Origin of the sequence: Streptomyces sp. NBC_00442, from assembly GCF_036014195.1 — a bacterium.
Classification (GTDB): Bacteria; Actinomycetota; Actinomycetes; order Streptomycetales; family Streptomycetaceae; genus Streptomyces.
In genome coordinates, this window is sequence record NZ_CP107918.1 from 7,499,936 (window position 1) to 7,519,504 (window position 19,569).

A 19,569-nucleotide genomic window follows, 5' to 3' on the forward strand; every position below is an offset into this window, starting at 1 on the left:
CTGTCACACCGCGAGTCCGCTGTCACGCCGCGAGTCCGCTACGAGGCCGCTGTCATGTGGTGGCGAACCGTTGCGCGAGCGACCTCTCCAGGAGCACCGCGGCCATCTGCTCGGCGCGGTCCACGGCCCGGTCCACCGACTGCATCGAGTGCGTGATGGTCGCGCCCTCGTGCAGGATCAGCACTTGGGCGGCCAGCGCCGCGGGATCCTGGACGCGGGCCTCCTTCGCGAGGTCTTCGAGGAAGGCGAGGAACCAGGTCTTCTGATCGCTGGCGACCTCCCGGCCCGGATGGTTCGCCGGCAGCTCCACGGAAGCGTTGATGAACGCGCAGCCGCGCACGTTGCGCTCGTGCATCCAGTCGCGCAGGGCCGAGAAGGTGGAAAGGATCTTCTGTGTGGGCGGCCCGTCGTGACTGTTGACGTGCTTCACCAGGGTGGACCGCCACAGTCCGTCCCGAGCGCGCAGGTAAGCGACAATAAGGTCGTCCTTGGACCCGAAACGGTCGTACAGGGTCTTTTTCGTAACCCCCGCTTCTTCCGCGATCGTCTCGACGCCGACAGCGCGGATGCCCTGCTCGTAGAAGAGGCGGGACGCGGTCTCCAGGACCTTTACGCCGGCCGGCGTCAGATGCTGTACCCCGCGTCGCTTGCCGCTTCGGCCGCTGCTTTCGCTGCTCGTGGTCACGAGCCGACGGTACACCCATCGGTATACATATGACAGTTGTCGTGCTGCCTGGAATCGGCCGTGGGTTGCTGATGGTTACTGGGCGTTTCTGTTCGTATGGCATCACGAACTGACCTTCTGTGGGCTGGAATTGACGAATCCCCTCGCGCAATTCGACGCAACACGGCGTGAGTTGAATCGCGAACTGGCGGCTTGCTCCTTCGCGTGGCGCCGTTACCGCGCTTCGCGAGGCGGTAGTTCGTGACATGCCACGGATGGCGTAATTGGGGTGAGAGGTCGCCCGGTGGGCCACGCTGGGCCGGGTGACGGGATGCGTGTCAGGAATTCGGATGCCCAGGCCTCGTGGTGAGGGCGTCATGGCCGGGCTTTCGCATCGCGCGAAATCGCCATCGCCGTCGGCACGGTCGAATCGTCCGGGCGTATCCCGGCCGGACACAGCAATGAACACAGCAAGGGGGAGAGCGGATGGCTGAGGCCTGCGCCATCGACGTGGTCGTCTTCGATGTGCTCGGCACGATGGTGAACGAGCCGGGTGGGCTACGGGCGGCCGTGTGTGAAGCGGTCCGTGCGGGGACGTCCACGGCAGCCGAGGTCGAAGGTCCTGGCGGGGGAGTCGGCTCAGGGGTGAACGGGATGAACGGGGAGCCGGGCGAGGCGTTCGTGGACCAGCTGGTGGCCGTGTGGCAGGACCACGTCGCACAGGAACAGCGACGCATCGACGCGGGCGAGCGGGCCTACGCCAACTCGGAGGTACTCGACCGTGAGGCCGCCGGACTCGTGGCCGAGCGCGCGGCGCTCACGGACCCGCTGGCCCTCGCGCGCCTGGCCACCGCCGCTCAGCGGCTCGACGCGTGGGCCGACTCCTCCGCGGGCCTCGCCCGGTTCGCCCGGCGCTTTCCCGTCCTCGGACTCACGCACGCCAGCCGCGCGACCCTGCTCCGGCTCAACGCGCATGCGGATCTGCGTTGGCACCAAGCCCTGTCCGCCGAGGACGCCGCGGCGCACAAACCCGCACCGGCGGTGTACCGCCTCGCTCTCGACGCGGCAGGGTGCCCGCCGGAGCGCGTACTGATGGTCGCCGCCCACGCCTGGGACCTCCGCGGCGCCCAATCCGTGGGCATGCGAACCGCCCATGTGTGCCGGCCGGTCGGCGACCCTCCCCGGGAATCCGACACCTTCACCTGGCGGGCGAACAGCCTGACGGAACTGGCCGACGTCCTGATGCCGTCCTAGGGCCGCCCCGGTCGCCCCGGTCGCCTCCGTCACCGTTTACACATCACCACCGGTCACTGGTCACCCATCACCGGTCACCCATCACCCACCCATCACCGGTCGCCCATCAACGGGCGCACTCCGCCGATCTCGCCGGCGGAGTGCACCGGCGGTCGTTCGTCAGATCATCAGCAGCAGCCGCGTGTGCGGCACGAGCTTGCGGTTCACGCTGGTGCTCTGCACGAAGATCGTGAAGTCGTCGTTGTGGTCGGCCTTGACGCGGACCTCCGTGTCGGGCAGGCCGAGCAGGGCGCGGGCCTGCGGCCCCGTGAACACCCGGTCCGTCTTCTTCTCCAGCACCGCGATCTGCTTCTTCGCCTGGATCTTCTCCGACTTGCTCAACTGGTAGAAAGCACATCCGGTGCGGTAGGTGTGCCCGCATTCGACGACCCACTCCCGTATCGCCGCATCCCGGGCGACCGGAATCAGCTGGTACTGCGACGGGTTCACCGGGGTGAGACCGGCTGCCTCGATGGTGTCCTTGTTGACGGCGTCGGCTCCCGTCGAGAACACGGCCCGCGAACCCCGGATGCCCTGGGTGCGGCCCACCATGAACTTCTCCGTCGCCTGCTGGATGACCTGCCCGGCCTCCTCCAGACCCTGAGTGCTCGTGGCATCCCAGATGGCGATGTTGTCCTTCGGGAAACCGCACTGCATGGCTTCTCGCTTGCCCATCTGGTCCGGCACGAGAACGGCGAGCGTCCAGTTGTCCTGCTGCCTCGCGACCAACTGCCCCACGGCCTGCACCAGTTCGCGCGGCTTGGTGCTCGGGGCGTCCGGGCAGCGGTGACTGGCGTTCTCCTGTCCGTCGGTGAGGACGAACGTCAGGAAGCTGTGGTCGCCGTAGAGTTGCGCCGTCTGCGCGAGCTCCCCCTGTGACTTCAGTGTGGCCGCCAGGAGCGCCGTCATCCCGCCGACCCGGTACAGCTCCTTCAAGGACGGCATCCGCAGCACGTCCTTGTCGTAGATGACGCACTCCGCCTTGTCGGCGAACACGTACACCGTCACGCGGGTCTCCTGGTCCAACTCCTGTGATCGGCGGGCCAGATAGGCGATCTGCTGGTCGGCCACTTCGACGACCTTGCGACTCAGATGCGACATGGACGAACTCGCGTCCAGCACGAGAGCAACGTGATTGATGTAGTTCTGGACCCCGGACATGAGCATCCCCCTCGATCGGCACTTCGGCTCTTCGACCCGATGCATCGATCGTCGCACCCACCACTGACAATCGATCTTGGACCGAGAGCTGTCGGGCCGGGGGAGGAACGCGGAGCAGAAGGACTCAGAACGAGCGAAGCTCCACCACGCCGGTCACCACGGACGTTCCTCCGGTTCCGGAAGCCGCATCATCTGCCGGACCCGGCTCCGCGCGCGGCGAACGCGCGGGAAACGCTGCCCCTGTCGGCGCGAGCGCTGGTCGAGCTCCTCGACCAGGCGCTGGGAGCGCTTCTCCACGTCGAGTTCGTTGAGGATCCGGTCCACCTCGGCCAGGAGCGCCCCGTGCAGCTGCCACTGCCGGGGGTGCCGCTGCACCTGTGCGAGCAGCAGGTCGGCCACCCTGTCGCGGCTGAGCCGGCCGGCCGTCAACTCGTCCGCCAGCCGCTCCTCCGCCATCTCGGCGTTGCGGCTCACCTGAGTGGTGATCAGCACGGCAAAGCTTTCGATGGCGCGGGCGAGATGCTCGAACACGTCCTTGAGGGCGACTCCGACGTCGGGCTCGAAGAGGTGCTCCTGCGTACGTTCCTTCGCGAGGTCGGTGAGCGACCGGCACACGACGCGCAGCACCACGGCGGAGATCTCCAGGGTGTCGAGCCCGGTGCGCAGCACCACACGCGAGAGCAGTCCTTCCTTGACGCGGGGATTGAGGCGCAGGCTGTCCTCCGCCTGCCGCAGGGAGGCGTCCACTTGGGCGATGTCGTGATCGAGGCGGCGCGCCTCGTGCAGCCGGGCCGCCGCCTGGGCCACCGGCGTGTGGCCGCCGACCTCGTCACCCAGGTCGAGGAGCAGGCGCCGCATCCGCGCGGCCAGCTCCTCGATGGCCCCGCCCGCGGACTCCACCCACACGGGCGGGGCCAGCAGCATGTTGAACAGCATCCCGACCCCCGCGCCGATCAGCGTCTCCAGGACGCGGTCCCACGCCGTCGCGGATACCCGAGTCACCCCCAGGACGAGCATCGCGCTGATCGCCACCTCGGGAACGAACTCGCCGACCTTGACGAAGCGCCCCACCACGAGCGCCGCCAGGATGATCAGCCCCAGGCTCCACCAGGTCAGACCCACCAGAGAGCTGAAGCCGACGGCGAGGAGCACGCCCACGACGACGGAGTTCACTCTGCGGACGGCCGTGACCAGCGTGGTGTAGAGGGTGACCTGGACGACGAGCAACGCCGTCAGGGGCGCGGTCAGGGGAGCGGGTTCGCTGCTCAGGCGCAGGGCCACCACATAGGAGATGACCGCGGCCGCCGTGGAACGCAGCGTCTGCACCACAGCCGGCTCACGGCGGCGGCGCGCGAAATCGAGCAGAGGATGAGTGAACTCCCGCACCATCCACCCCTTCCCTTTCGGTGGGATTCACACACGGTGAGGCACCCAGGTGAAGGAAAGGGGCGAAATTACCAATACGGATAATTCGGCCACGCTGACGGGGGGCGAGAGGGCCTCCTGGGTGCCGTTCTCCCGCGAGGTGAGAGGGTGGTCACCGCGATCCGGCGCACCACGGATCATGTCGTTGAAACGGGGAGGAGTGCGGGGATTTTTTTGGGGGTAGGCGCACAACGTAAATGGTGGCGCTTCGGCAGTGAGGCGAACTGGATGAATCTTGTGGAGCAGGACGAGGGACAGCGGGCAGGCGCGGGTCGTACGGACGGCGCGATGTCCGTTTCCGCCGTGCTGTTGGGCAGCGAGGACATTGCCAAGGCCCGGAGCGTGGCACGGGACTTTTTGACGTCCTTGCAGGCCGTACACGGTCTGCCGGTGTGGAAGCACACCATGGGCACGGTCCAGCTGGTGGTGAGCGAGCTGGTGACGAATGCCCGCAAGTACGCTCCCGGGCCCTGTCTGCTGACCTTGGAGGTCAACGACGGCGCGGTCGAGGTGACGGTGTGGGACAGCAGCACGACGCTGCCGCTGGTGCTCGCGCCGGATCCCAGCAGGGTCGGACAGCACGGCCTGGAGATCGTCATGGCGGTGTGCCGCAGCTTCGAGGTGCACCGCGAGCCGGTCGGCAAGCGCATCAAGACCGCCATCGCCCTGGCCGACGAATCGGACGGCTGCGGGACTGCGTGATCAAGGGCCCTCGGAGCCCGTGTACAACCCGAGGCGCGGCCATATTGAGCCCGGTGATCCGGGGCAGACGGATATGGACAACGCTGGTCGGCGTACGGAGGGGCAGTGCCGAAGGATTCATCGCTGAGGGCCGTCGGGTGGGCGCGCTCGCTGCCACTGAGCAGCAGCGTGAAAGAGGCGCGGGACTGGACGCGGGTACATCTGCGCACCCTGGAATGGGCTCACCGGACACCGGATGTGGCGGACGCGGTGCTCCTGACCGTGTCCGAACTCGTCACCAATGCGCAGGTGCACGCCCGTAGCGCGGCACAGTTGATCCTCACCTGGGACGAGGAGTGCCTGCACGTGACCGTGCACGACGCCTCGCCCCGGCTGCCCGAGCCGCGCGACCCCGACCACGATGCCCTCGGCGGGCGCGGCCTGCTCCTGATCGACGCCCTCGCGGACGAGTGGCACGCCTATCCCTGCCCTCGCGGCAAGAACGTCACCGCCTGCTTCCAGCCGCCCGCCGTCGCCGACCCGACGTCACCAGTCCCCGGCTGAGCGCCGGCCGTTTCCGTGCCGGGATCCGAAGTCCGGCCGTACGGCGCTTCACAGCTCCAGAAGGGGTTCCAGGGCGCGCAGCTGACGGCGGATGTCGTCCAGCGGTTTGATGCGCTCGCGGTCAAGGACGAGGTAGATGAAGACGCCGCTCCCACGCAGACGGGGGAGCGGCCGGATCATGTGCAGTTCGGTGGCGAGCGTGATGAGGATGTCCTCGACGCTGTCCGGGGCGTAGCCCAGAAGCTCCAGGGTGTAGAGCTTGGCGCGCATGACGTCGCTGTCGCCGTAGGCGACCTTTTCCATGTCGAGACCGCTGCCCCGGTCGAGCGAGCCAAGAACGTGGCGCTGCTGTAAATCGACGATGGCGACGCCGGTGGCGCCGCCGATCGCGAGTGCCTTCTGCAGAGCGTTTTCGACGCTGTCCATCCGTGTACGTCTTCCTTCGAGGAGGATCCCGGGGCGGCGCGGGTGGACCCGCGCCGCGGACGATCCGTGGAAGGTGCGTCCTGGCGACGGCTTCGCGGTGGAGGCGGAAGCTGACCGGGACGTGCCTGGGATATGGAGGTGCGCGGTTCCCTGCGCCCGCAGCCACGAACCCGGCCAGCACCTGCCACCTACCCGGGACACGGGCGTTCATGGCATTTCTTCGGACCGGTTGCCCGCGCGATCGGGTCTTCGGGCCGGTTGCCGCGCGATCGGGCCAGTGCTGCCATCGCCCGCGAGTCCCGGGGCGCGATGAGGGGGAGAGGACGCAGCAGCAGGGCCGGACCCTTCGGGGTCCGGCCCTGCGTGGCTGCCGGCGGTGCGCTACCAGCGGTACCAGCGGCCGCTTCCGCCGCGGGGTCGTGCGACGAACCCGACGAGCCACACGACGAGGACCACGATGGCTATCCACCACAGGGCCTTGAGAGCGAAACCGGCACCGAACAGGATCAGGGCGAGCAGAAGAACGAGAAGCAGGGGAACCATGGTTATCGACCTCCAGACCGCCGTGTGCCCCCGGAGGACCCCGCCACACCGCCGAATGTGCCGGATTCGGATGGAGGATTCCGGCACCCGCGCCGACCGCCGGCCGGACCACCATCCGCCAACGTTTGGCCAACGTCGCGTCAACGGGGCCTGTCCCGAGGCCGATCGGGCCGTCGTGCCGGCACACGACTTCTAGCGGAGGCTTGCGTCCGTCGGGCTCGGCATACGACACTCCTGTAACTTGGGTACCTCAGTAGTCCCTCAACTCGACAACAGAGCCGAATGCCGCCCGCGCACCAAGCGATCGCTTCCGCAAGGGAGTTGTCCGACGGGCATTCCTCGCGGGATGCAGCAGTTGGGGGAATGGGCAAAGGCAAACGATTGCGTTCGCGACGTGCACCGTGCGGATGCCGCTGGAAGGAAAGCGTGTGAGTCGGATATCGGCACGGGGATTCGCGGTCGCGTCCGCAACCGCGGTCACCACCGTAGGGGCCGTGGTCGGCGTCGCCGCGGGCGGCCCCGCCGCCTCGAACGACAACGTCGAGGCGACCGCCGCCGGCACCACGCTGCTCGCCGACATACCCGCAGGACAGCAGGCACAGGTGCAGACCGCCTCCCTGGCCCAGCAGGCGGACGCCCAGTCGGCTCAGGCCAGCGCCGCCGCGAAGAAATCGGCCGAGGAAGCCGCACGCATCAAGGCGGCACAGGACGCCAAGGCCAAGAAGGACGCCGCCGTCAAGGACAAGGCGAGCAAGGACCAGGCGGACAAGGACGCCAAGGACGCCAAGGACGCGAAGGCCCGCGACCTGGAGACCCAGGCCGCCAGCCGCGCGGAGAGCCGAAGCACTTTCAAGGTCCAGAGTTCCTACTCGGTCTCCGACGTACAGGCGATCGCCCGTCAGATCGTTCCCGCCGACCAGTTCCAGTGCTTCAGCAACATCGTCAACAAAGAGTCGAGCTGGAACTACACGGCCAGCAACGGCTCCGCCTACGGGCTCGTCCAGGCGCTGCCCGGCTCCAAGATGAGCTCCGCCGGCTCCGACTGGCAGACCAACCCGGCCACGCAGATCAAGTGGGGCCTCAACTACATGAACGGACGCTACGGCAGCCCGTGTGGCGCCTGGTCGTTCTGGACGACCCACCACTCGTACTAGCGCCTGTCCGGCGGGACCCGTTCGGCGCGCCGTCGTGGTCAGCGGGCGCTGCCGAGGTCTCGGTCGGCGTCGCTGCCCCGGAGCATGAGAGTCGTCTCCTCGATGCGGCGGAAGCGGCCGTCGGAGGTGAGGTCGGCGAACACGTAGACCTCCATGGAGACGGTGGCGCCGTCGGTCTTGGTGATGTGGCAGGTGTGCCGGTCGGCGTACTTGGCGCCGTCGTACAGCTCCTCGTGGACGTCCACGTGCCCGTCCGCGACGATGCCGCGAAGGTGCTCGATGTGATCGAGGAACTCGGCGCGGTCGGCCCACTCGCCGTCCGTGCGCTGGCGGTAGTCGGGGGCGAAGTGCCGGTCGGCCGCCTCGGCCAGGGTGATCTCGCGGTTGAAGAGCAGGTCGTTGAGGGCGGCTTCGATACCGGTGCGCGTCATGATCGGGTCCTTTTCATGGGTGGGCCAGGCATGGTCGAGAGCGGTCGATGCGTGCGTTGCGCACGCTTCGCCCATACGGTAACACCCCTTGCGTGCGTCGCGCACGCCATGTGGGGGATCCATGGCCACGCGGCGCTGAGCGCGCCCATGCTTCACCACCGCACCGGCGCCCCCGCCCGCCTCGACGGTGCGTACGGTGTCGGGTGTGGACACGATGCGTGCTGTCACGCTCAACATCTGGGGGCGGGGATCGGCCTGGCGGCGCCGGCTGCCGCTGGTCCGGGCCGAACTCGCGCGGCTCGCGCCCGACGTCGTCGGCCTGCAGGAGGTGTGGCGGAAGGGAGCGCGGTGCCAGGCGGAGCAGATCGCCGACACTCTCGGATACCACGTGACGTACGCGCGAGCGGCCGCCCGGCACCTCCGCGGCGTACAGGGCAACGCTCTGCTGAGCCGGGAGCCGGTCACGCGGTACGAGGTGCTGCCGCTGCCGACGCCGCCCGGTGTGGAGCCCCGGTCGGTGCTGTGCGCGGAGGTCGGCTCGATGACGGTACTCGTCACCCATCTGACGTGGGAGTGGGAGCACGCGTCCATCAGGCGGGAACAGGTGCGCTTCCTGGCGGAGCTGGCGGCGGCGAGCGAGGGACGGGACGTCGTCGTTCTGGCCGACCTCAACGCGGCTCCGGACACCGAGGAGATCCGGTGGCTGACCGGCCGGCTCACCGACGCGTGGGCGTGCGCCGGTGACGGTCCGGGACACACGTTCACGCCCGCCAACGGGTTCGCGCGCAGGGCCCGCGAGCCGGCGCGGCGCATCGACTTCGTCCTCACCGACGGACTGCGGGCAACGCGAGCCGAGTTGGCGTTCACCACGCCGGTGCGCGCCGCCCGTCGTCCGGTGTGGCCCTCCGACCACTTCGGCGTGGTCTGCGATCTGACGCCGAAGGCGCGCCCGTCGTAGTGCGGGCGGTGGAGGTCCGGTGTCCGTGGAGGTCCGGTCAGTGGAGCTGGAACTTCTGGGCGGCGCTGCCGTTGCAGTCCCAGATCTGGAGCCTGGTGCCGTTGGCGGTCGCCCCGCTCGGGGAGTCGAGGCACCTGCCGGACTGCGGGTTGAAGAACGATCCGTCCGACCGGGCCACCCAGTTCTGACCGCCTACGCCGTTGCAGTCCCAGAGCTCGACCTTGGTGCCGCCCGCCGTGCCGTTGCCGTTGATGTCCAGGCAGCGGCCGAGGGTCCGCAGCGTCCCGTCGGGGAGGTGCGCCCAGTGCTGGTCCTCGGCGTACTTCTGGCAGGCCCACAGCTGTACCGCGGCGCCGTCGGCACCCGTGTCGTCCGCGGCCACGTCCACGCACGTGCCGCCGGGACCCGTGAACTTGCGCTGGTCGCCGTTGGGTTCGTCGGTCTGTCCCGTGTAGCCCACGGAGGTGATCTCGGCCTGCACGGCGTCCTCGGCGGCGCCCGTCGGGTAGCCGGCGACCATCACGCCCTCGAAGAACGTGCCGCGGTTCCAGTTGCTGTTGTCGCCGCCGGTCCCCAGGATGATGCCGCCCTCCTGCTGCATCGGCTGGTAGCCGCCGCGGTTGGGCAGTGCCCCCTCCCACCAGGTCGACAGGCCGCCCGCCTGGGCGTTGCCGCCCTTGAGGGCGTAGGCGGTCCGGCCGTCGTTCTTGAGCATCGCGGTGACATACGCGGTGCCGTTGCCGAGGTTGGCGGTGTTGGATCCGTTGGCCCCCTGGAACATGCCGTTCTCCAGGTCGGCCTCCACCCAGGGGCCCGAACCCGTGCAGGGAGCGAAGTAGCAGGTGGTGGCGATGGATACGGCGTCCATGTGGCCGTTGCCGGTGTCGGCGGGGGTGCGCTCGGCGTTGCCGTAGTCGAAGCAGCAGGCGGATCCCACGTGGGTGCCGCTGGCGACCATGTAGGCGCCCTCGGCCTGGCCGCCGACCGCGGTGCCCGACGCCTGGCCGGCGGAGCGATAGCCGACGCCCGGCGAGATCCAGATGCCGTAGACCTTGTGGCCGCCCGCCGTCACCGAGATCTCGGAGGCGTCGGCGGCCCGGTCGGCCCCCATGCCCGCGGTGCCCGCGGGGCCGGGCAGGAGGTCGTTGTGGCGCGCGGTCTGGTCGTAGACCTTGCTGATCGAGCAGGTGGTGGCGCGGCAGAAGGTGTCCTGCGCCGCGGCGTCGGCGTACCCGCCGGGCGCCAGGGGCCCGATGTTCGTGACGGCACCGTCGGAGGCCCGCTTCACCTGGTACAGCGGGCCGTTGTAGGAGCCGATGAGGGCGCGGGTCGTGCTGTGCGCCGCGACGCACGGGGTGCCGGCACTGCCGTAGATGTCGCACGGTAAGGAAGTCGCGGCCCGCGACGCTCCGGGCAGCGTCAGGAGCGTGCCGAGCACGACGGACAGCACGGCCAGGACGGAGAGCAGGGGCCGCCACGCGCGGGCGCGGCGGTCCGCGTCCGGGGTGCGGGGCCCGGCGGGGGAGAGGGGCGTTCTACGCATGCGGTGCTCCTGAGGGTGTGATGGGGCCTCAAAAGGCGGGCGTGATACGCGAGTTGCCATGGTGCGGCAGTGTGGGAACGTAGCCCCGCTGTTGGATTTCGTCAATGTTTGTTGCTTCGATGTGCCGGTACTTGCGAGAAGATTTGGGATTTCTCGGTGTCTGCGTGTCTGCGTGTCTGCGTGTCTACGGCGTCATCGGCGTCATTGGCGTCCCCGGCATGCGCGAGCGCGCGTCGGCCCGTGCGCGGTCAGAGGCGCGCCGCCGCGACGAACGCCCGGATCAACTCGCCGGATTTGACGCCGCGTTCGCTCTCCACGCCGCTGGAGACGTCCACTCCCCACGCCCCGGTCACCTCGGCGGCGCGGCGGACGTTGGCCGGGTGCAGGCCGCCGGCGAGGAGCCAGCGGCCGTCGGGGGCGGCGAAGTCGGGCGAGGCCCAGTTCCACGGCTTGCCGGAGCCCGGGTCGGGAGCGTCGAGGAGCAGCATGTCCTCGCCGAACTCGCCGAGCCGCGCCGCGGTCGCGGACGCGGTCGTGGCCCGGATCAGGGTGCGGCCCTCCTCCCGGAGCGCCGCGTAGTACTCCGGCCCCTCGTCCCCGTGCAGCTGCACGGCGTCGATGCCGCTTTCGTGCGTGAGCCTGCGCACCTCGGGCAGCGACTGGCCGCGGAAGACCCCGACCGTGAGAACGTGGCTCGGCACGCGGGCCGCGAGCTTCCGGGCCGTCACGGCGTCCACCGTGCGGGCGCTGGGCGCGAAGACGAAGCCCACCGCGTCCGCGCCCGCCTCGACACATGTGTCGACGTGCTCGGGTGTCCGTAGACCGCAGATCTTGACGAAGAGATCGCTCATGCCCCGAGTCAATCAAACCGGGCAGGTGGGCCCGCGCCCGGCCGGCGAAGCCGCGCCGCCGACGCGCGCTCCTGTACCAGCCCGCGGACGAACCCACCAGCGGGCGGGGGCCGGTGCGCCGACGAGCCCCGTGTCCGGGTAGAAGTGTCCCCTTGTCCGTTTGGCCGCGGGCCGCAGGGGTTAACCGCATCCCATGCGATTCCTGTCAGCGAAGTCGGTGCCGGCCGGGGCGGGCTCCCGGGGTCGAGGCGATGGGGAAGGGTGTGATGTCACATTGCGGTCCTTGCTCAAGGCACTGGACTCGCTGGGTGGGCTCAAGCAGCTGGACAGGGTCGTTGAGCCGCTGCAGAAAGCCGTCCGCGCGGCGCCCCTCGGGCGCTACCGGGCCGTCCTCCAGGGCCGCCCCATCGGGCATCCCCTGCACCCCGTCCTGGTGCAGGTGCCCATCGGCGCGTGGACGTCCGCCGCGGTGCTCGACCTCCTGCCCGGCGCCGGGCGCAACGCGCGTCTCCTGGTCGGCATGGGCGTGGTCTCGGCCGTGCCGGCCGCCTGGGCGGGCTGGGTGGACTGGGCGGAGCAGCCCGAGCGTCAGCTGCGTACCGGCGTGGTGCACGCGGCGTCCAACGGTGTGGCCATCGGGCTGTACGCGGGCTCCTGGGTCGTCCGGGGCCGCGGCAAGCCGGTGCTCGGCCGGCTGCTCGGGTTCGCGGGGCTGACCGTGGCCAGTGTCGGCGGAATGATCGGCGGCCACCTCGCCTTCCGGCAGGCAGTCGGTGCCAACAAGACGGAGCCCGTCGACCACCTGGTGGAACCGGGATGGCACCCGCTCGGCGGCGCCGCGGAATTCGCCGAGGGGCAGGCGGCCCGGCGGATGCTGGGCGATGTGGCGCTGCTCGTGGTGCGGGAGGCGGACGGCGGCTTCCACGTGCTGGTCGACCGGTGCAGTCACATGGCGGGGCCGCTGTCCCAGGGCAAGGTCGCCGACGGATGCGTGGAGTGCCCGTGGCACGGCAGCCTCTTCCGCCTGACCGACGGGCAGAACGTAGGAGGCCCGGCCACGGCGCCCCAGCCCGTCTTCGACACGCGGCTGACCGGAGACGGCGTCCTGGAGGTGCGGCTCCCGGACGCCGTCTGAAGGCGCCCGCTCGCGCCCCGGGGGACGTCCGGGGCGCTCGCGGGACGCACCGGGCGTCAGGAACCCGACGGCAGCTCCGGGGCGAGCGAATTGCCCGAGGGGATGCGCCCGCAGTCGGAGGGCGCAGTCCTGCCCGCGAAGCGGTCGTTGAGCCAGCCCAGTGCCGCGGGAGCCCAGGGCACGATGGCACCGACATGGCTGAGCGCGCCGTACTGCTGGAACTTGATCGCCTTGTTGCCGGTGTCGCAGTACTGCCGCGCGAGCGATCGCACGTCGCCGGCGACCATGACTCCGTCACCGGTCCCGATGCCCGGCAGGTTGCTGAAAGTTCCCTCCAGTACACCGCCGTTGCCCTGCGCGATGAATCCCGGGACGGTCGGGGTGGCGGCCGAGCCCAGGTTCAGCTTGTTGACGGCCTGCAGGAACTCGGGCACGGAGTTCGGGTCGGCGTACTCCGGCTTCGCCAGCTTCTTCCACGTCAGGCCGGGGTACTGGCCCAGGGCGTTGACGATCGAACCGTTCTCGAGCTTCTTGTACACCTCGAGCCCGTAGCTGCTCATGTAGGGCTTCAGATCGATGCCGAACGAGCGTGAGGCGCCGATGAGCGCCATGGGGATGACGCCGGCCCAGATCGCGCTGCCGTCCACGTACTTGAGGTTGTGCGCCGGGTCGACCAGCAGGCCGCCCTCGGTGAAGCCCACCAGGTTGCGGTTGACGTCCGGCGCGTAGCTCGGCGCGAGGGTGGCCGCCCACTGGGTCGCGATGGCGCCGCCCGAGTAGCCGATCAGACCGAACCGAGTGGAGGCGTTCATGCCGGTCTCGGGGGATCTGCCGACGGCGCGGATCGAGTCCAGCGTGGTGGTGCCGTATTCGGGACCGGCCGCGAAATCGGCGCTCTGCCCCTCGGTGTCCGGCACGACCACGTCGTAACCCTGCAGCAGGAACGGCACGAGCACCAGGGCTTCTGCGTTGGGGAGCACGCCGCCGAGGGTGACGTTGCCGGCGATCGCCCTGGAGGGACCGTCCGCGGGGTTCAGCGAGTCGTAGGCGGACTGGTAGGAGACGGCCTTGCTGCCGTCGCCTCCCGGGCTGCGCACCACCGAGGTCACGCCGACGGACGGGCGGCCCTGGGCATCGGTCGTGCGGTAGAGCAGTTGGACGGCCTTGACCGGCGTGGGGATACCGAGCAGGTGGTACTGAAGCGTTCGCGTCTTCAGCACGGTGCCGGGCGTGAACGACGACAGCGGCTCGCTGCCGTCGTAGGTGTAGAAGGAATCGCTGCCCGCGGCCTTCGCCGCCACGGACGGGGCGGAGGAGACGGACGGAGCGGCCGCGGCGGTCGACACCGGCACGGCGGCGACGGTCAGGGCTGTGATGGCGGCGGTCGCCAGGTGGCGTACGGCGGTTGTGTGCATGAATACCTCGGCTCGCTGGATGGATCTGGGGGATGAGCGACGCACGTGTTACTAGAGGTAACGGCGTTGTAAGTTACCAAGAGGTAAGTCCGTTGCACAGGGATGCGGCAGGAGTTTGTGTCCGGCCCCCGTGCGGGTGGGAGCACGGGGCCGGACGGGGCGGCGGGACGGGCCGGGTCAGGTGAGGACGAGCCAGGTGCGGCCGTCGATGAGTTCGCGTGCGGCGTCGAGGTGCCCGCAGTGGCATGCCGTCTCGGTGATGACGTGGAGCAGGACGTCGCGCAGGGTGTGCAGATGGGGCGGGCCGAACAGGTCATGGGGCCACCAGGCCAAGGGCGCGTCGGCCGGGGTGGCGGTGATGACGGCGTCGGCGCGTGCGCTCTCGCGCCGGTATCGGGCGAGCACGTCGGCGGCCGGGGTGTCCGGCGCGACGTTCCAGGCTTCGTCGCCGCTCGGCAGGGAGGCGATGACGTCCTTGTCGCCGGCGACGACGGCGCGGAACCAGAAGCGCTCGACATCGAGCGCGAGGTGCTGGACGAGGCCGAGGCAGTGCCAGCCCGAGGGCAGCACGGGCCGTCGCAGGTCGTGGGCGTCGAGCCCGTCGAGGATGCCGAGGACGTGGCGGCGCTGCCCATCGAGAACGGCGAGCAGGGCGCTGACTTCGCTGTCCGGGACAGCTGCGTTCGTGGAGTCGGTCACGACCGCCCAGGATTGCGCAGTTCCCTTGGCCACGTGGCCCGTTGGGGTCCGCACGGGCGACCGGATCGGGAGCCGTGCCGCGGTGTGCGATCGCGGGCCGGGATGATGCCGCGTCAATTGGCCTCATATCGGGCGGCGTTCGCGCGTCGTTGTCCGTGAGCTCCCACCAAATTGTCCGCGGTTCGTAACGGAGGCATCCCCCGGCCCGGGTCGCTCGTCCTGTGGGGTGGTCGGACGGCGACCGGGTTCGGTGAGGGACTGCGCGAATGGGGCGGGACATGGCACGGCACGGCGGTGGGCGGGGCTGGTACGGCAAGGTGACGGGGGCGGCGGTCGGGGTGACGCTGCTCGCAACGGGCGCGTCGGTGTGGACCGCACAGGCCGGCACCGCGGACACCTCGACGTCCAAGGGCTCCGCTTCGGCCGCCCCCGCGGCGGACCTCAAGCCGGTCGCGGACACCATCGCCCACTCCTCGGACGCCGGGCCGCAGGGCGTCAACATCACCATCGATGACGGCCCCGACCCCGTGTGGACCCCTCGAGTCCTCGACCTGCTGCGGGAGTACGGGGTGAAGGCGACCTTCTGCATGGTGGGAACGCAGGCCCAGGCCCACCCCGACCTCGTGAAGAAGGTGGTCGCCGCCGGGCACCGGCTGTGCGACCACACGGTCTCGCACAACACCGCCATGGACAAGGCGTCCCAGGCCTACCAGTCGCAGCAGATACTCGACGCCGAGCGCATGATCACCAAGGCGTCCGGTGGCGTCCGGCCCATGTACTACCGCGCGCCCGGCGGGGCCTTCACCCCCTACAGCCGCCAACTCGCCGCCTCCCGCGGCATGCGCCCGCTGGGCTGGAACGTGGACAGCAAGGACTTCGAGCGCCCTGGTGTGGACACCATCGTCGCCACCGTCGAGCACGAGCTGCGCAACGGGCCGACCCTGCTCTTCCACGACGCCGGCGGCGATCGCAGCCAGACCCTCCAGGCGCTGCGCCGGCTGCTGCCCAAGCTCAAGGAGCAGGGGCACTCCTTCGGTTTCCCGGTGCGCTGAGCCCCGGGCGGAACTCCGCATATGGTTCGGTGCGTTGACACGGGGCAGGCAAAGGACCGGACGAACCGGCCGGAGCGCGGCAGGCTCTGCCCGACCGGACCGTGGCCCCGACATTCAGCAGAAAGCAGGACAGTCCATGACGTACGAGCAGCCGCTGCCCGAACCCGCCCCGGAGGCACAGGGCCCCACGGAGGCGGAGCGGGCCGGGCGTGAGGCCGTGCGCCGTCAGGCCCAGGGAATGGGCCATCACGAGGCCGCTCAGGCGTTCCGCCGCCTGGCCTCCGCCTCGGACAGTCCCTCGGAGGACGAGGCGAACGGCCGGGAGGACCGGGGCGACGGCGGGCGTCGCCTCGCCGAACTGGCCGAGTGGGAGCGGATCGTGGATCAGCTGTCCCTCCACGCGGGCACCTACGACATCGACGCGGATCCGTACGTCCAGGGCGAGCGCGCGGCACACTGACGGCGTCCGTCCCGCGACGGCAGCCGCGTCTCAGGCCCCGGCCGACGGCGTCAGGACGGCCGTGAGCTGAGTGCGGTTGCGGACACCGAGTTTGCGGTAGATGCGGCTGAGCGTCGACTCCACCGTCTTGCGCGAGACGAACATCTGCTGGGCCGCCTCCTGATTGGTGCATCCGGAGCAGATCAGACCCGCGAGGCGACGCTCGTGGGCCGTCAGGTTCGTGCCGGGCGTGTGCCGCGCGGCACGGCCGGGCGGATGCGCCGGAAGCCCCGCGAGACGCACGAGGTGCTCGTCGGCGAGAGCGGTCCAGGGCCGGGCGTCGGCGCCCTCGAAGAGGACGCGAGCCTGCTCCCAGGAGGCCCGTGCGGCGGCGGACCGGCGGCGGCGCCGCTCGACGCGACCACGCACGAGCAGGGTGCGCCCCTCCTCCACGGGTGTGCCGAGGGCGGCGAAGGCGCGCGCCGTGTCGTCGAGGAGTTCCACGGCGCTGTCGCTGTCGCCGGCCTCGTGCAGGCACACGGCGCGCGATCGGGTCAGGGCGGCCCGCAGCGTCGCGTGGGCGCCGTGCGGCTTCACCGTGCGCTGCATGCGGTCGAGCAGCTCGTACGCACGGGCGGGCTGCCCCGCGCGGGCGAACGCCTCGACGGCGTCGGCCTGCCAGCGCAGAACCGCCGGATCGTCGGCGCCCGACTGTTCTTCGAGGCCGGCCACCTCCACGAGTGCCGCGGCCGCCCGGTCGACGTGCCCGCAGTGCAGATGGACGGCGCCCATGATCCACAGGCTGCGCGTGGTGTGCAGAGCGTCGTGTTCCGCGCGGGAGGCCCGCAGGGCCCGGGTCGCGTACTGCAGTGCCTGCTCGAACGACCCTCCGTGGCTGTGCGCCAGCGCGGCCGTGTACCAGGCCGGCCCCGGCGACAGATCCGCGGTCGCGGTGATGGACAGGGCGCTGTCGGCCCAGCCCAGAGCCCGGGAACACGCGCCGAGCCCTGAGTCGACCTCGGCCAGACTGCGCCACACCTCCGCGAGGTCCTCCGCGCACCCCGCGCCCAGGGCGAGCGGCAGCAGCTCCATCAACGCGGCGCGCGCCTGCGGGAGCCGGCCGTCGAAGACGGCGTGGCGAGCTGTCAGGTACTCGGGGCTGTTGCGGATGCCGATGCGCAGCGGGGGAACGGCGAGCGCCAGCGCCCTGGCCAGCGTGGCGGGCGCCGCCTCCAGGCGCCCGAGAACCCGTTCCATGCGGGCCACCATCGTCAGAGCGGCGGACTCCAGGGGAACATCGGCGGCGGCGCGTGCGAGCAACGCCGCCGTGTGCGCATGGTGCAGGGCGCGGGCGGAATCGCCCGATGCGACGTTGGCCTGCACGGCCGCACGCAGCTCGATGGCGGCCAGCAAAAGGGGATCCTGCCCCGCGGCTCTGCGGGCCGCGGTGAAGACGGGCTCCGCGCCGGTCAGATCCTGCCCGTACGCGTCGAGGACCGCGAGCAGCGCGTTGACCTGCTGCGACGGCGAGCCGCGATCTTCAACGATGTCGTGCGCGGCCCGGTGTGCGAGGTCGCGTGCCCCGGCCACCGCCGCGTCGTGTGCGGCCTCGGTCAGCCGCTCCAGCCGGACCTCGTGCCGGTCGACCGGCGTCAGGCGGGCCGCCGCCAGCAGGAGTTCGGCGGCGAGTCGGCTGTCGCCCGCGGCGCGCGCCAGGACGGCGGCGTCCGCCGTGCCCCGGGCCGTGGCAGCGTCGGTGCCCTCCTGGGCCTGGGCGCGGTGCCAGGCCGCGCGGGCCGGATCGCGGACGGCAGCCGCGAGGGCGCGGTGAGCCCGGCGCCGTGCGGGCGCGTCAGCGGTGACAGGAGCGGCCCGCGTCAGGGCCTCGGCCGCGAACCGCACACGGACGGCGGCCGACTCCTGCGGCGGCGCCGGCTCGTGAGCGATCAGCAGACCGGCGCGCAAGCCGTACTCCACATGCTCCTCGGCGGCTTGGCAGCCGGCCCGGCGCAGCAGGTCGGCATCGGCACTGCCGGTCAGGGCCGCGGTGCGCAGCGTGGCGAGCACCTCCGGGGGCACCGAGTCCAGCCAGGCGGCGGCGAGTTCGTCGACCCGGCGCAGACACGCGGAAGGGAGCCGGCCGGTCAGGGCGTACGGATCCGTGGCGGCGCTGCCGAGGCCGGCGCAGCAGGCGGCCAGCAGCGCGCGGTGGCCGCCGCAGTACCGGTGGACGGCGGTGGCCCAGCGGGCGGGCAGGCCCAGGCCGTCGAGCATCGCGGCGGTCTCGTCGAGACCCGCGGGCTCCAGCGAAAGCAGCGGGGGATAGCCGCCCATCAGGCGAGCGGCGCGGGCGGGCCGGCGCACGCACCGTTCGGTCGCCACGATCGGGAGCCGATCGGCCGGCACGGTCCGTGCGCAGTGCTCCAGCACGTCCGTGGTGACCGGATCGAGCCACTGGACGTCCTCCACGACGAGCAGCGTCCCGGGCCGGCTCGCCATCTCCCGCGCCGTCGCGGCACGCAGTCCGAGCCGTGCCGCGGGATCCGTCGCGGGCACCGCGCCGGTGAGCAGCGCACCGTCCCAGAGCTGGGCCAGCCCGGCGCACGGCAGATGCCGGTCCTCCTCGCGGGCGTACACCCGCAGCACCGGCCCGGCCGACCGTGTCACCAGGTCCTCGACCAGGGTGCTCTTGCCCGAGCCCCACGGCCCGTGGACGGCGAGCCTGCCGTGCCGCTCCAAGGACGCCGAGCCCGAAAGGACGAGGGAGTCCCACCCGCCGGGGCTGCCGCTCCCGCCGATGTCGCCGCACGCTTCTCCGTTCGGACCGCTCATATCGCGCACGGTAGGCCTCCCTCGGGCCGTGGCCAAGGGAGAGGCGGAGGTTCCCGCGGGTGCAAGGGAGTTCCCCGATGCCTCCAACTGGCTTATTCGACAGGCAAGTTGTGCGGAATGTCGAGAAGTTCCCCGTCCGGCGGACCGCTGTGTGCCGTGCGCGGCCCGGCCTGGAGCCGTCGGGCCGGCCGGAACACGGCAAGGGACTTTCCGGATGTCCAGATGCCCTCGGGCCCGGAGAGTCTGGGCTCACCCCAGTGGCCGCCGCTCGTGCCTCTTCGCGCCGCGCAACTCCCGTGTTCC

The 19,569-nt window shown here is 70.7% G+C and carries 19 protein-coding genes; 8 read left to right on the forward strand and 11 right to left on the reverse strand.

Going from position 1 to position 19,569, the window contains the following annotated elements; genetic code table 11:
• Window positions 1-52: 52 nt before the first annotated feature.
• Complete coding sequence (locus tag OG432_RS33805) at window positions 53-685, reverse strand: TetR/AcrR family transcriptional regulator (protein ID WP_328314767.1); 633 nt, start codon at window positions 683-685, stop codon at window positions 53-55.
• A gap of 465 nt (window positions 686-1,150) precedes the next feature.
• Here OG432_RS33805 and OG432_RS33810 point away from each other — a divergent pair, with 465 nt between their 5' ends.
• A complete protein-coding gene (locus OG432_RS33810; protein ID WP_328314768.1) occupies window positions 1,151-1,918 on the forward strand; it encodes a haloacid dehalogenase type II in 768 nt (255 codons plus the stop codon).
• A gap of 159 nt (window positions 1,919-2,077) precedes the next feature.
• Here OG432_RS33810 and OG432_RS33815 read toward each other — a convergent pair whose 3' ends face one another.
• A complete protein-coding gene (locus tag OG432_RS33815) occupies window positions 2,078-3,118 on the reverse strand; it encodes a vWA domain-containing protein (RefSeq protein ID WP_328314769.1) in 1,041 nt (346 codons plus the stop codon).
• 153 nt (window positions 3,119-3,271) lie between these two features.
• A complete protein-coding gene (locus OG432_RS33820) occupies window positions 3,272-4,507 on the reverse strand; it encodes an aromatic acid exporter family protein (RefSeq protein ID WP_328314770.1) in 1,236 nt (411 codons plus the stop codon).
• Window positions 4,508-4,771: 264 nt separating this feature from the next.
• Here OG432_RS33820 and OG432_RS33825 point away from each other — a divergent pair, with 264 nt between their 5' ends.
• Window positions 4,772-5,245, forward strand: coding sequence for an ATP-binding protein (locus OG432_RS33825; RefSeq protein ID WP_443058529.1), 474 nt, complete (start codon window positions 4,772-4,774; stop codon window positions 5,243-5,245).
• Between the two features lie 105 nt (window positions 5,246-5,350).
• Window positions 5,351-5,788: an ATP-binding protein gene (locus OG432_RS33830; protein ID WP_328314771.1), complete on the forward strand. Its 438-nt coding sequence runs from the start codon at window positions 5,351-5,353 to the stop codon at window positions 5,786-5,788.
• Window positions 5,789-5,836: 48 nt separating this feature from the next.
• Here OG432_RS33830 and OG432_RS33835 read toward each other — a convergent pair whose 3' ends face one another.
• The gene (locus OG432_RS33835; protein WP_328314772.1) at window positions 5,837-6,214 is read right to left on the reverse strand and encodes a hypothetical protein; all 378 of its coding nucleotides are present in this window, start codon (window positions 6,212-6,214) and stop codon (window positions 5,837-5,839) included.
• Window positions 6,215-6,595: 381 nt separating this feature from the next.
• Window positions 6,596-6,757, reverse strand: a complete 162-nt coding sequence (locus OG432_RS33840) for a hydrophobic protein (protein WP_328314773.1) — start codon at window positions 6,755-6,757, stop codon at window positions 6,596-6,598.
• 428 nt (window positions 6,758-7,185) lie between these two features.
• Between OG432_RS33840 and OG432_RS33845 the strand changes: the two genes are divergently transcribed.
• Complete coding sequence (locus OG432_RS33845) at window positions 7,186-7,911, forward strand: lytic transglycosylase domain-containing protein (protein ID WP_328314774.1); 726 nt, start codon at window positions 7,186-7,188, stop codon at window positions 7,909-7,911.
• A gap of 38 nt (window positions 7,912-7,949) precedes the next feature.
• Here the strand turns inward: OG432_RS33845 and OG432_RS33850 are convergent, their stop codons facing one another.
• Window positions 7,950-8,342 (reverse strand): nuclear transport factor 2 family protein, encoded by a 393-nt coding sequence (locus OG432_RS33850; RefSeq protein ID WP_328314775.1) that lies wholly within the window; start codon window positions 8,340-8,342, stop codon window positions 7,950-7,952.
• A 214-nt stretch (window positions 8,343-8,556) separates the two neighbouring features.
• On the opposite strand from OG432_RS33850, the gene OG432_RS33855 reads away from it, so the two are divergent.
• Window positions 8,557-9,300, forward strand: coding sequence for an endonuclease/exonuclease/phosphatase family protein (locus OG432_RS33855; protein ID WP_328315355.1), 744 nt, complete (start codon window positions 8,557-8,559; stop codon window positions 9,298-9,300).
• 37 nt (window positions 9,301-9,337) lie between these two features.
• Here OG432_RS33855 and OG432_RS33860 read toward each other — a convergent pair whose 3' ends face one another.
• Entirely contained in the window at window positions 9,338-10,843 is a 1,506-nt protein-coding gene (locus OG432_RS33860; RefSeq protein WP_328314776.1) for an arabinofuranosidase catalytic domain-containing protein, read from the reverse strand.
• Between the two features lie 248 nt (window positions 10,844-11,091).
• Window positions 11,092-11,694, reverse strand: coding sequence for a phosphoribosylanthranilate isomerase (locus OG432_RS33865; RefSeq protein ID WP_328314777.1), 603 nt, complete (start codon window positions 11,692-11,694; stop codon window positions 11,092-11,094).
• Window positions 11,695-11,977: 283 nt separating this feature from the next.
• Here OG432_RS33865 and OG432_RS33870 point away from each other — a divergent pair, with 283 nt between their 5' ends.
• On the forward strand, window positions 11,978-12,829 hold the full coding sequence (locus OG432_RS33870) for a Rieske 2Fe-2S domain-containing protein (RefSeq protein WP_328314778.1): 852 nt from the start codon (window positions 11,978-11,980) through the stop codon (window positions 12,827-12,829).
• Window positions 12,830-12,885: 56 nt separating this feature from the next.
• Here the strand turns inward: OG432_RS33870 and OG432_RS33875 are convergent, their stop codons facing one another.
• Together OG432_RS33875 and OG432_RS33880 are read right to left on the reverse strand one after the other, a co-directional pair.
• Window positions 12,886-14,244: a lipase family protein gene (locus tag OG432_RS33875; protein ID WP_328314779.1), complete on the reverse strand. Its 1,359-nt coding sequence runs from the start codon at window positions 14,242-14,244 to the stop codon at window positions 12,886-12,888.
• Window positions 14,245-14,421: 177 nt separating this feature from the next.
• On the reverse strand, window positions 14,422-14,943 hold the full coding sequence (locus OG432_RS33880) for a DinB family protein (protein ID WP_328314780.1): 522 nt from the start codon (window positions 14,941-14,943) through the stop codon (window positions 14,422-14,424).
• A gap of 278 nt (window positions 14,944-15,221) precedes the next feature.
• Between OG432_RS33880 and OG432_RS33885 the strand changes: the two genes are divergently transcribed.
• Both OG432_RS33885 and OG432_RS33890 read left to right on the forward strand, forming a co-directional pair.
• Window positions 15,222-15,995 carry a polysaccharide deacetylase family protein gene (locus OG432_RS33885; RefSeq protein WP_328314781.1) on the forward strand — a complete coding sequence of 258 codons (774 nt, stop codon included), beginning with the start codon at window positions 15,222-15,224 and terminating at the stop codon, window positions 15,993-15,995.
• Between the two features lie 136 nt (window positions 15,996-16,131).
• Window positions 16,132-16,455, forward strand: a complete 324-nt coding sequence (locus OG432_RS33890) for a hypothetical protein (RefSeq protein ID WP_328314782.1) — start codon at window positions 16,132-16,134, stop codon at window positions 16,453-16,455.
• A 30-nt stretch (window positions 16,456-16,485) separates the two neighbouring features.
• Here OG432_RS33890 and OG432_RS33895 read toward each other — a convergent pair whose 3' ends face one another.
• Window positions 16,486-19,266, reverse strand: coding sequence for a LuxR C-terminal-related transcriptional regulator (locus tag OG432_RS33895; RefSeq protein ID WP_328314783.1), 2,781 nt, complete (start codon window positions 19,264-19,266; stop codon window positions 16,486-16,488).
• Window positions 19,267-19,569: the final 303 nt, after the last annotated feature.

What these genes read in the sequence shown, in the direction of transcription:
- OG432_RS33810 (WP_328314768.1), top strand. Translation starts at nt 1,151, where the DNA reads ATGGCTGAGGCCTGCGCCATCGACGTGGTCGTCTTCGATGTGCTCGGC.
- OG432_RS33815 (WP_328314769.1), bottom strand. Translation starts at nt 3,118, where the DNA reads ATGTCCGGGGTCCAGAACTACATCAATCACGTTGCTCTCGTGCTGGAC.
- OG432_RS33820 (WP_328314770.1), bottom strand. Translation starts at nt 4,507, where the DNA reads ATGGTGCGGGAGTTCACTCATCCTCTGCTCGATTTCGCGCGCCGCCGC.
- OG432_RS33825 (WP_443058529.1), top strand. Translation starts at nt 4,772, where the DNA reads ATGAATCTTGTGGAGCAGGACGAGGGACAGCGGGCAGGCGCGGGTCGT.
- OG432_RS33835 (WP_328314772.1), bottom strand. Translation starts at nt 6,214, where the DNA reads ATGGACAGCGTCGAAAACGCTCTGCAGAAGGCACTCGCGATCGGCGGC.
- OG432_RS33840 (WP_328314773.1), bottom strand. Translation starts at nt 6,757, where the DNA reads ATGGTTCCCCTGCTTCTCGTTCTTCTGCTCGCCCTGATCCTGTTCGGT.
- OG432_RS33850 (WP_328314775.1), bottom strand. Translation starts at nt 8,342, where the DNA reads ATGACGCGCACCGGTATCGAAGCCGCCCTCAACGACCTGCTCTTCAAC.
- OG432_RS33855 (WP_328315355.1), top strand. Translation starts at nt 8,557, where the DNA reads ATGCGTGCTGTCACGCTCAACATCTGGGGGCGGGGATCGGCCTGGCGG.
- OG432_RS33860 (WP_328314776.1), bottom strand. Translation starts at nt 10,843, where the DNA reads ATGCGTAGAACGCCCCTCTCCCCCGCCGGGCCCCGCACCCCGGACGCG.
- OG432_RS33865 (WP_328314777.1), bottom strand. Translation starts at nt 11,694, where the DNA reads ATGAGCGATCTCTTCGTCAAGATCTGCGGTCTACGGACACCCGAGCAC.
- OG432_RS33875 (WP_328314779.1), bottom strand. Translation starts at nt 14,244, where the DNA reads ATGCACACAACCGCCGTACGCCACCTGGCGACCGCCGCCATCACAGCC.
- OG432_RS33885 (WP_328314781.1), top strand. Translation starts at nt 15,222, where the DNA reads ATGGCACGGCACGGCGGTGGGCGGGGCTGGTACGGCAAGGTGACGGGG.
- OG432_RS33890 (WP_328314782.1), top strand. Translation starts at nt 16,132, where the DNA reads ATGACGTACGAGCAGCCGCTGCCCGAACCCGCCCCGGAGGCACAGGGC.
- OG432_RS33895 (WP_328314783.1), bottom strand. Translation starts at nt 19,266, where the DNA reads ATGAGCGGTCCGAACGGAGAAGCGTGCGGCGACATCGGCGGGAGCGGC.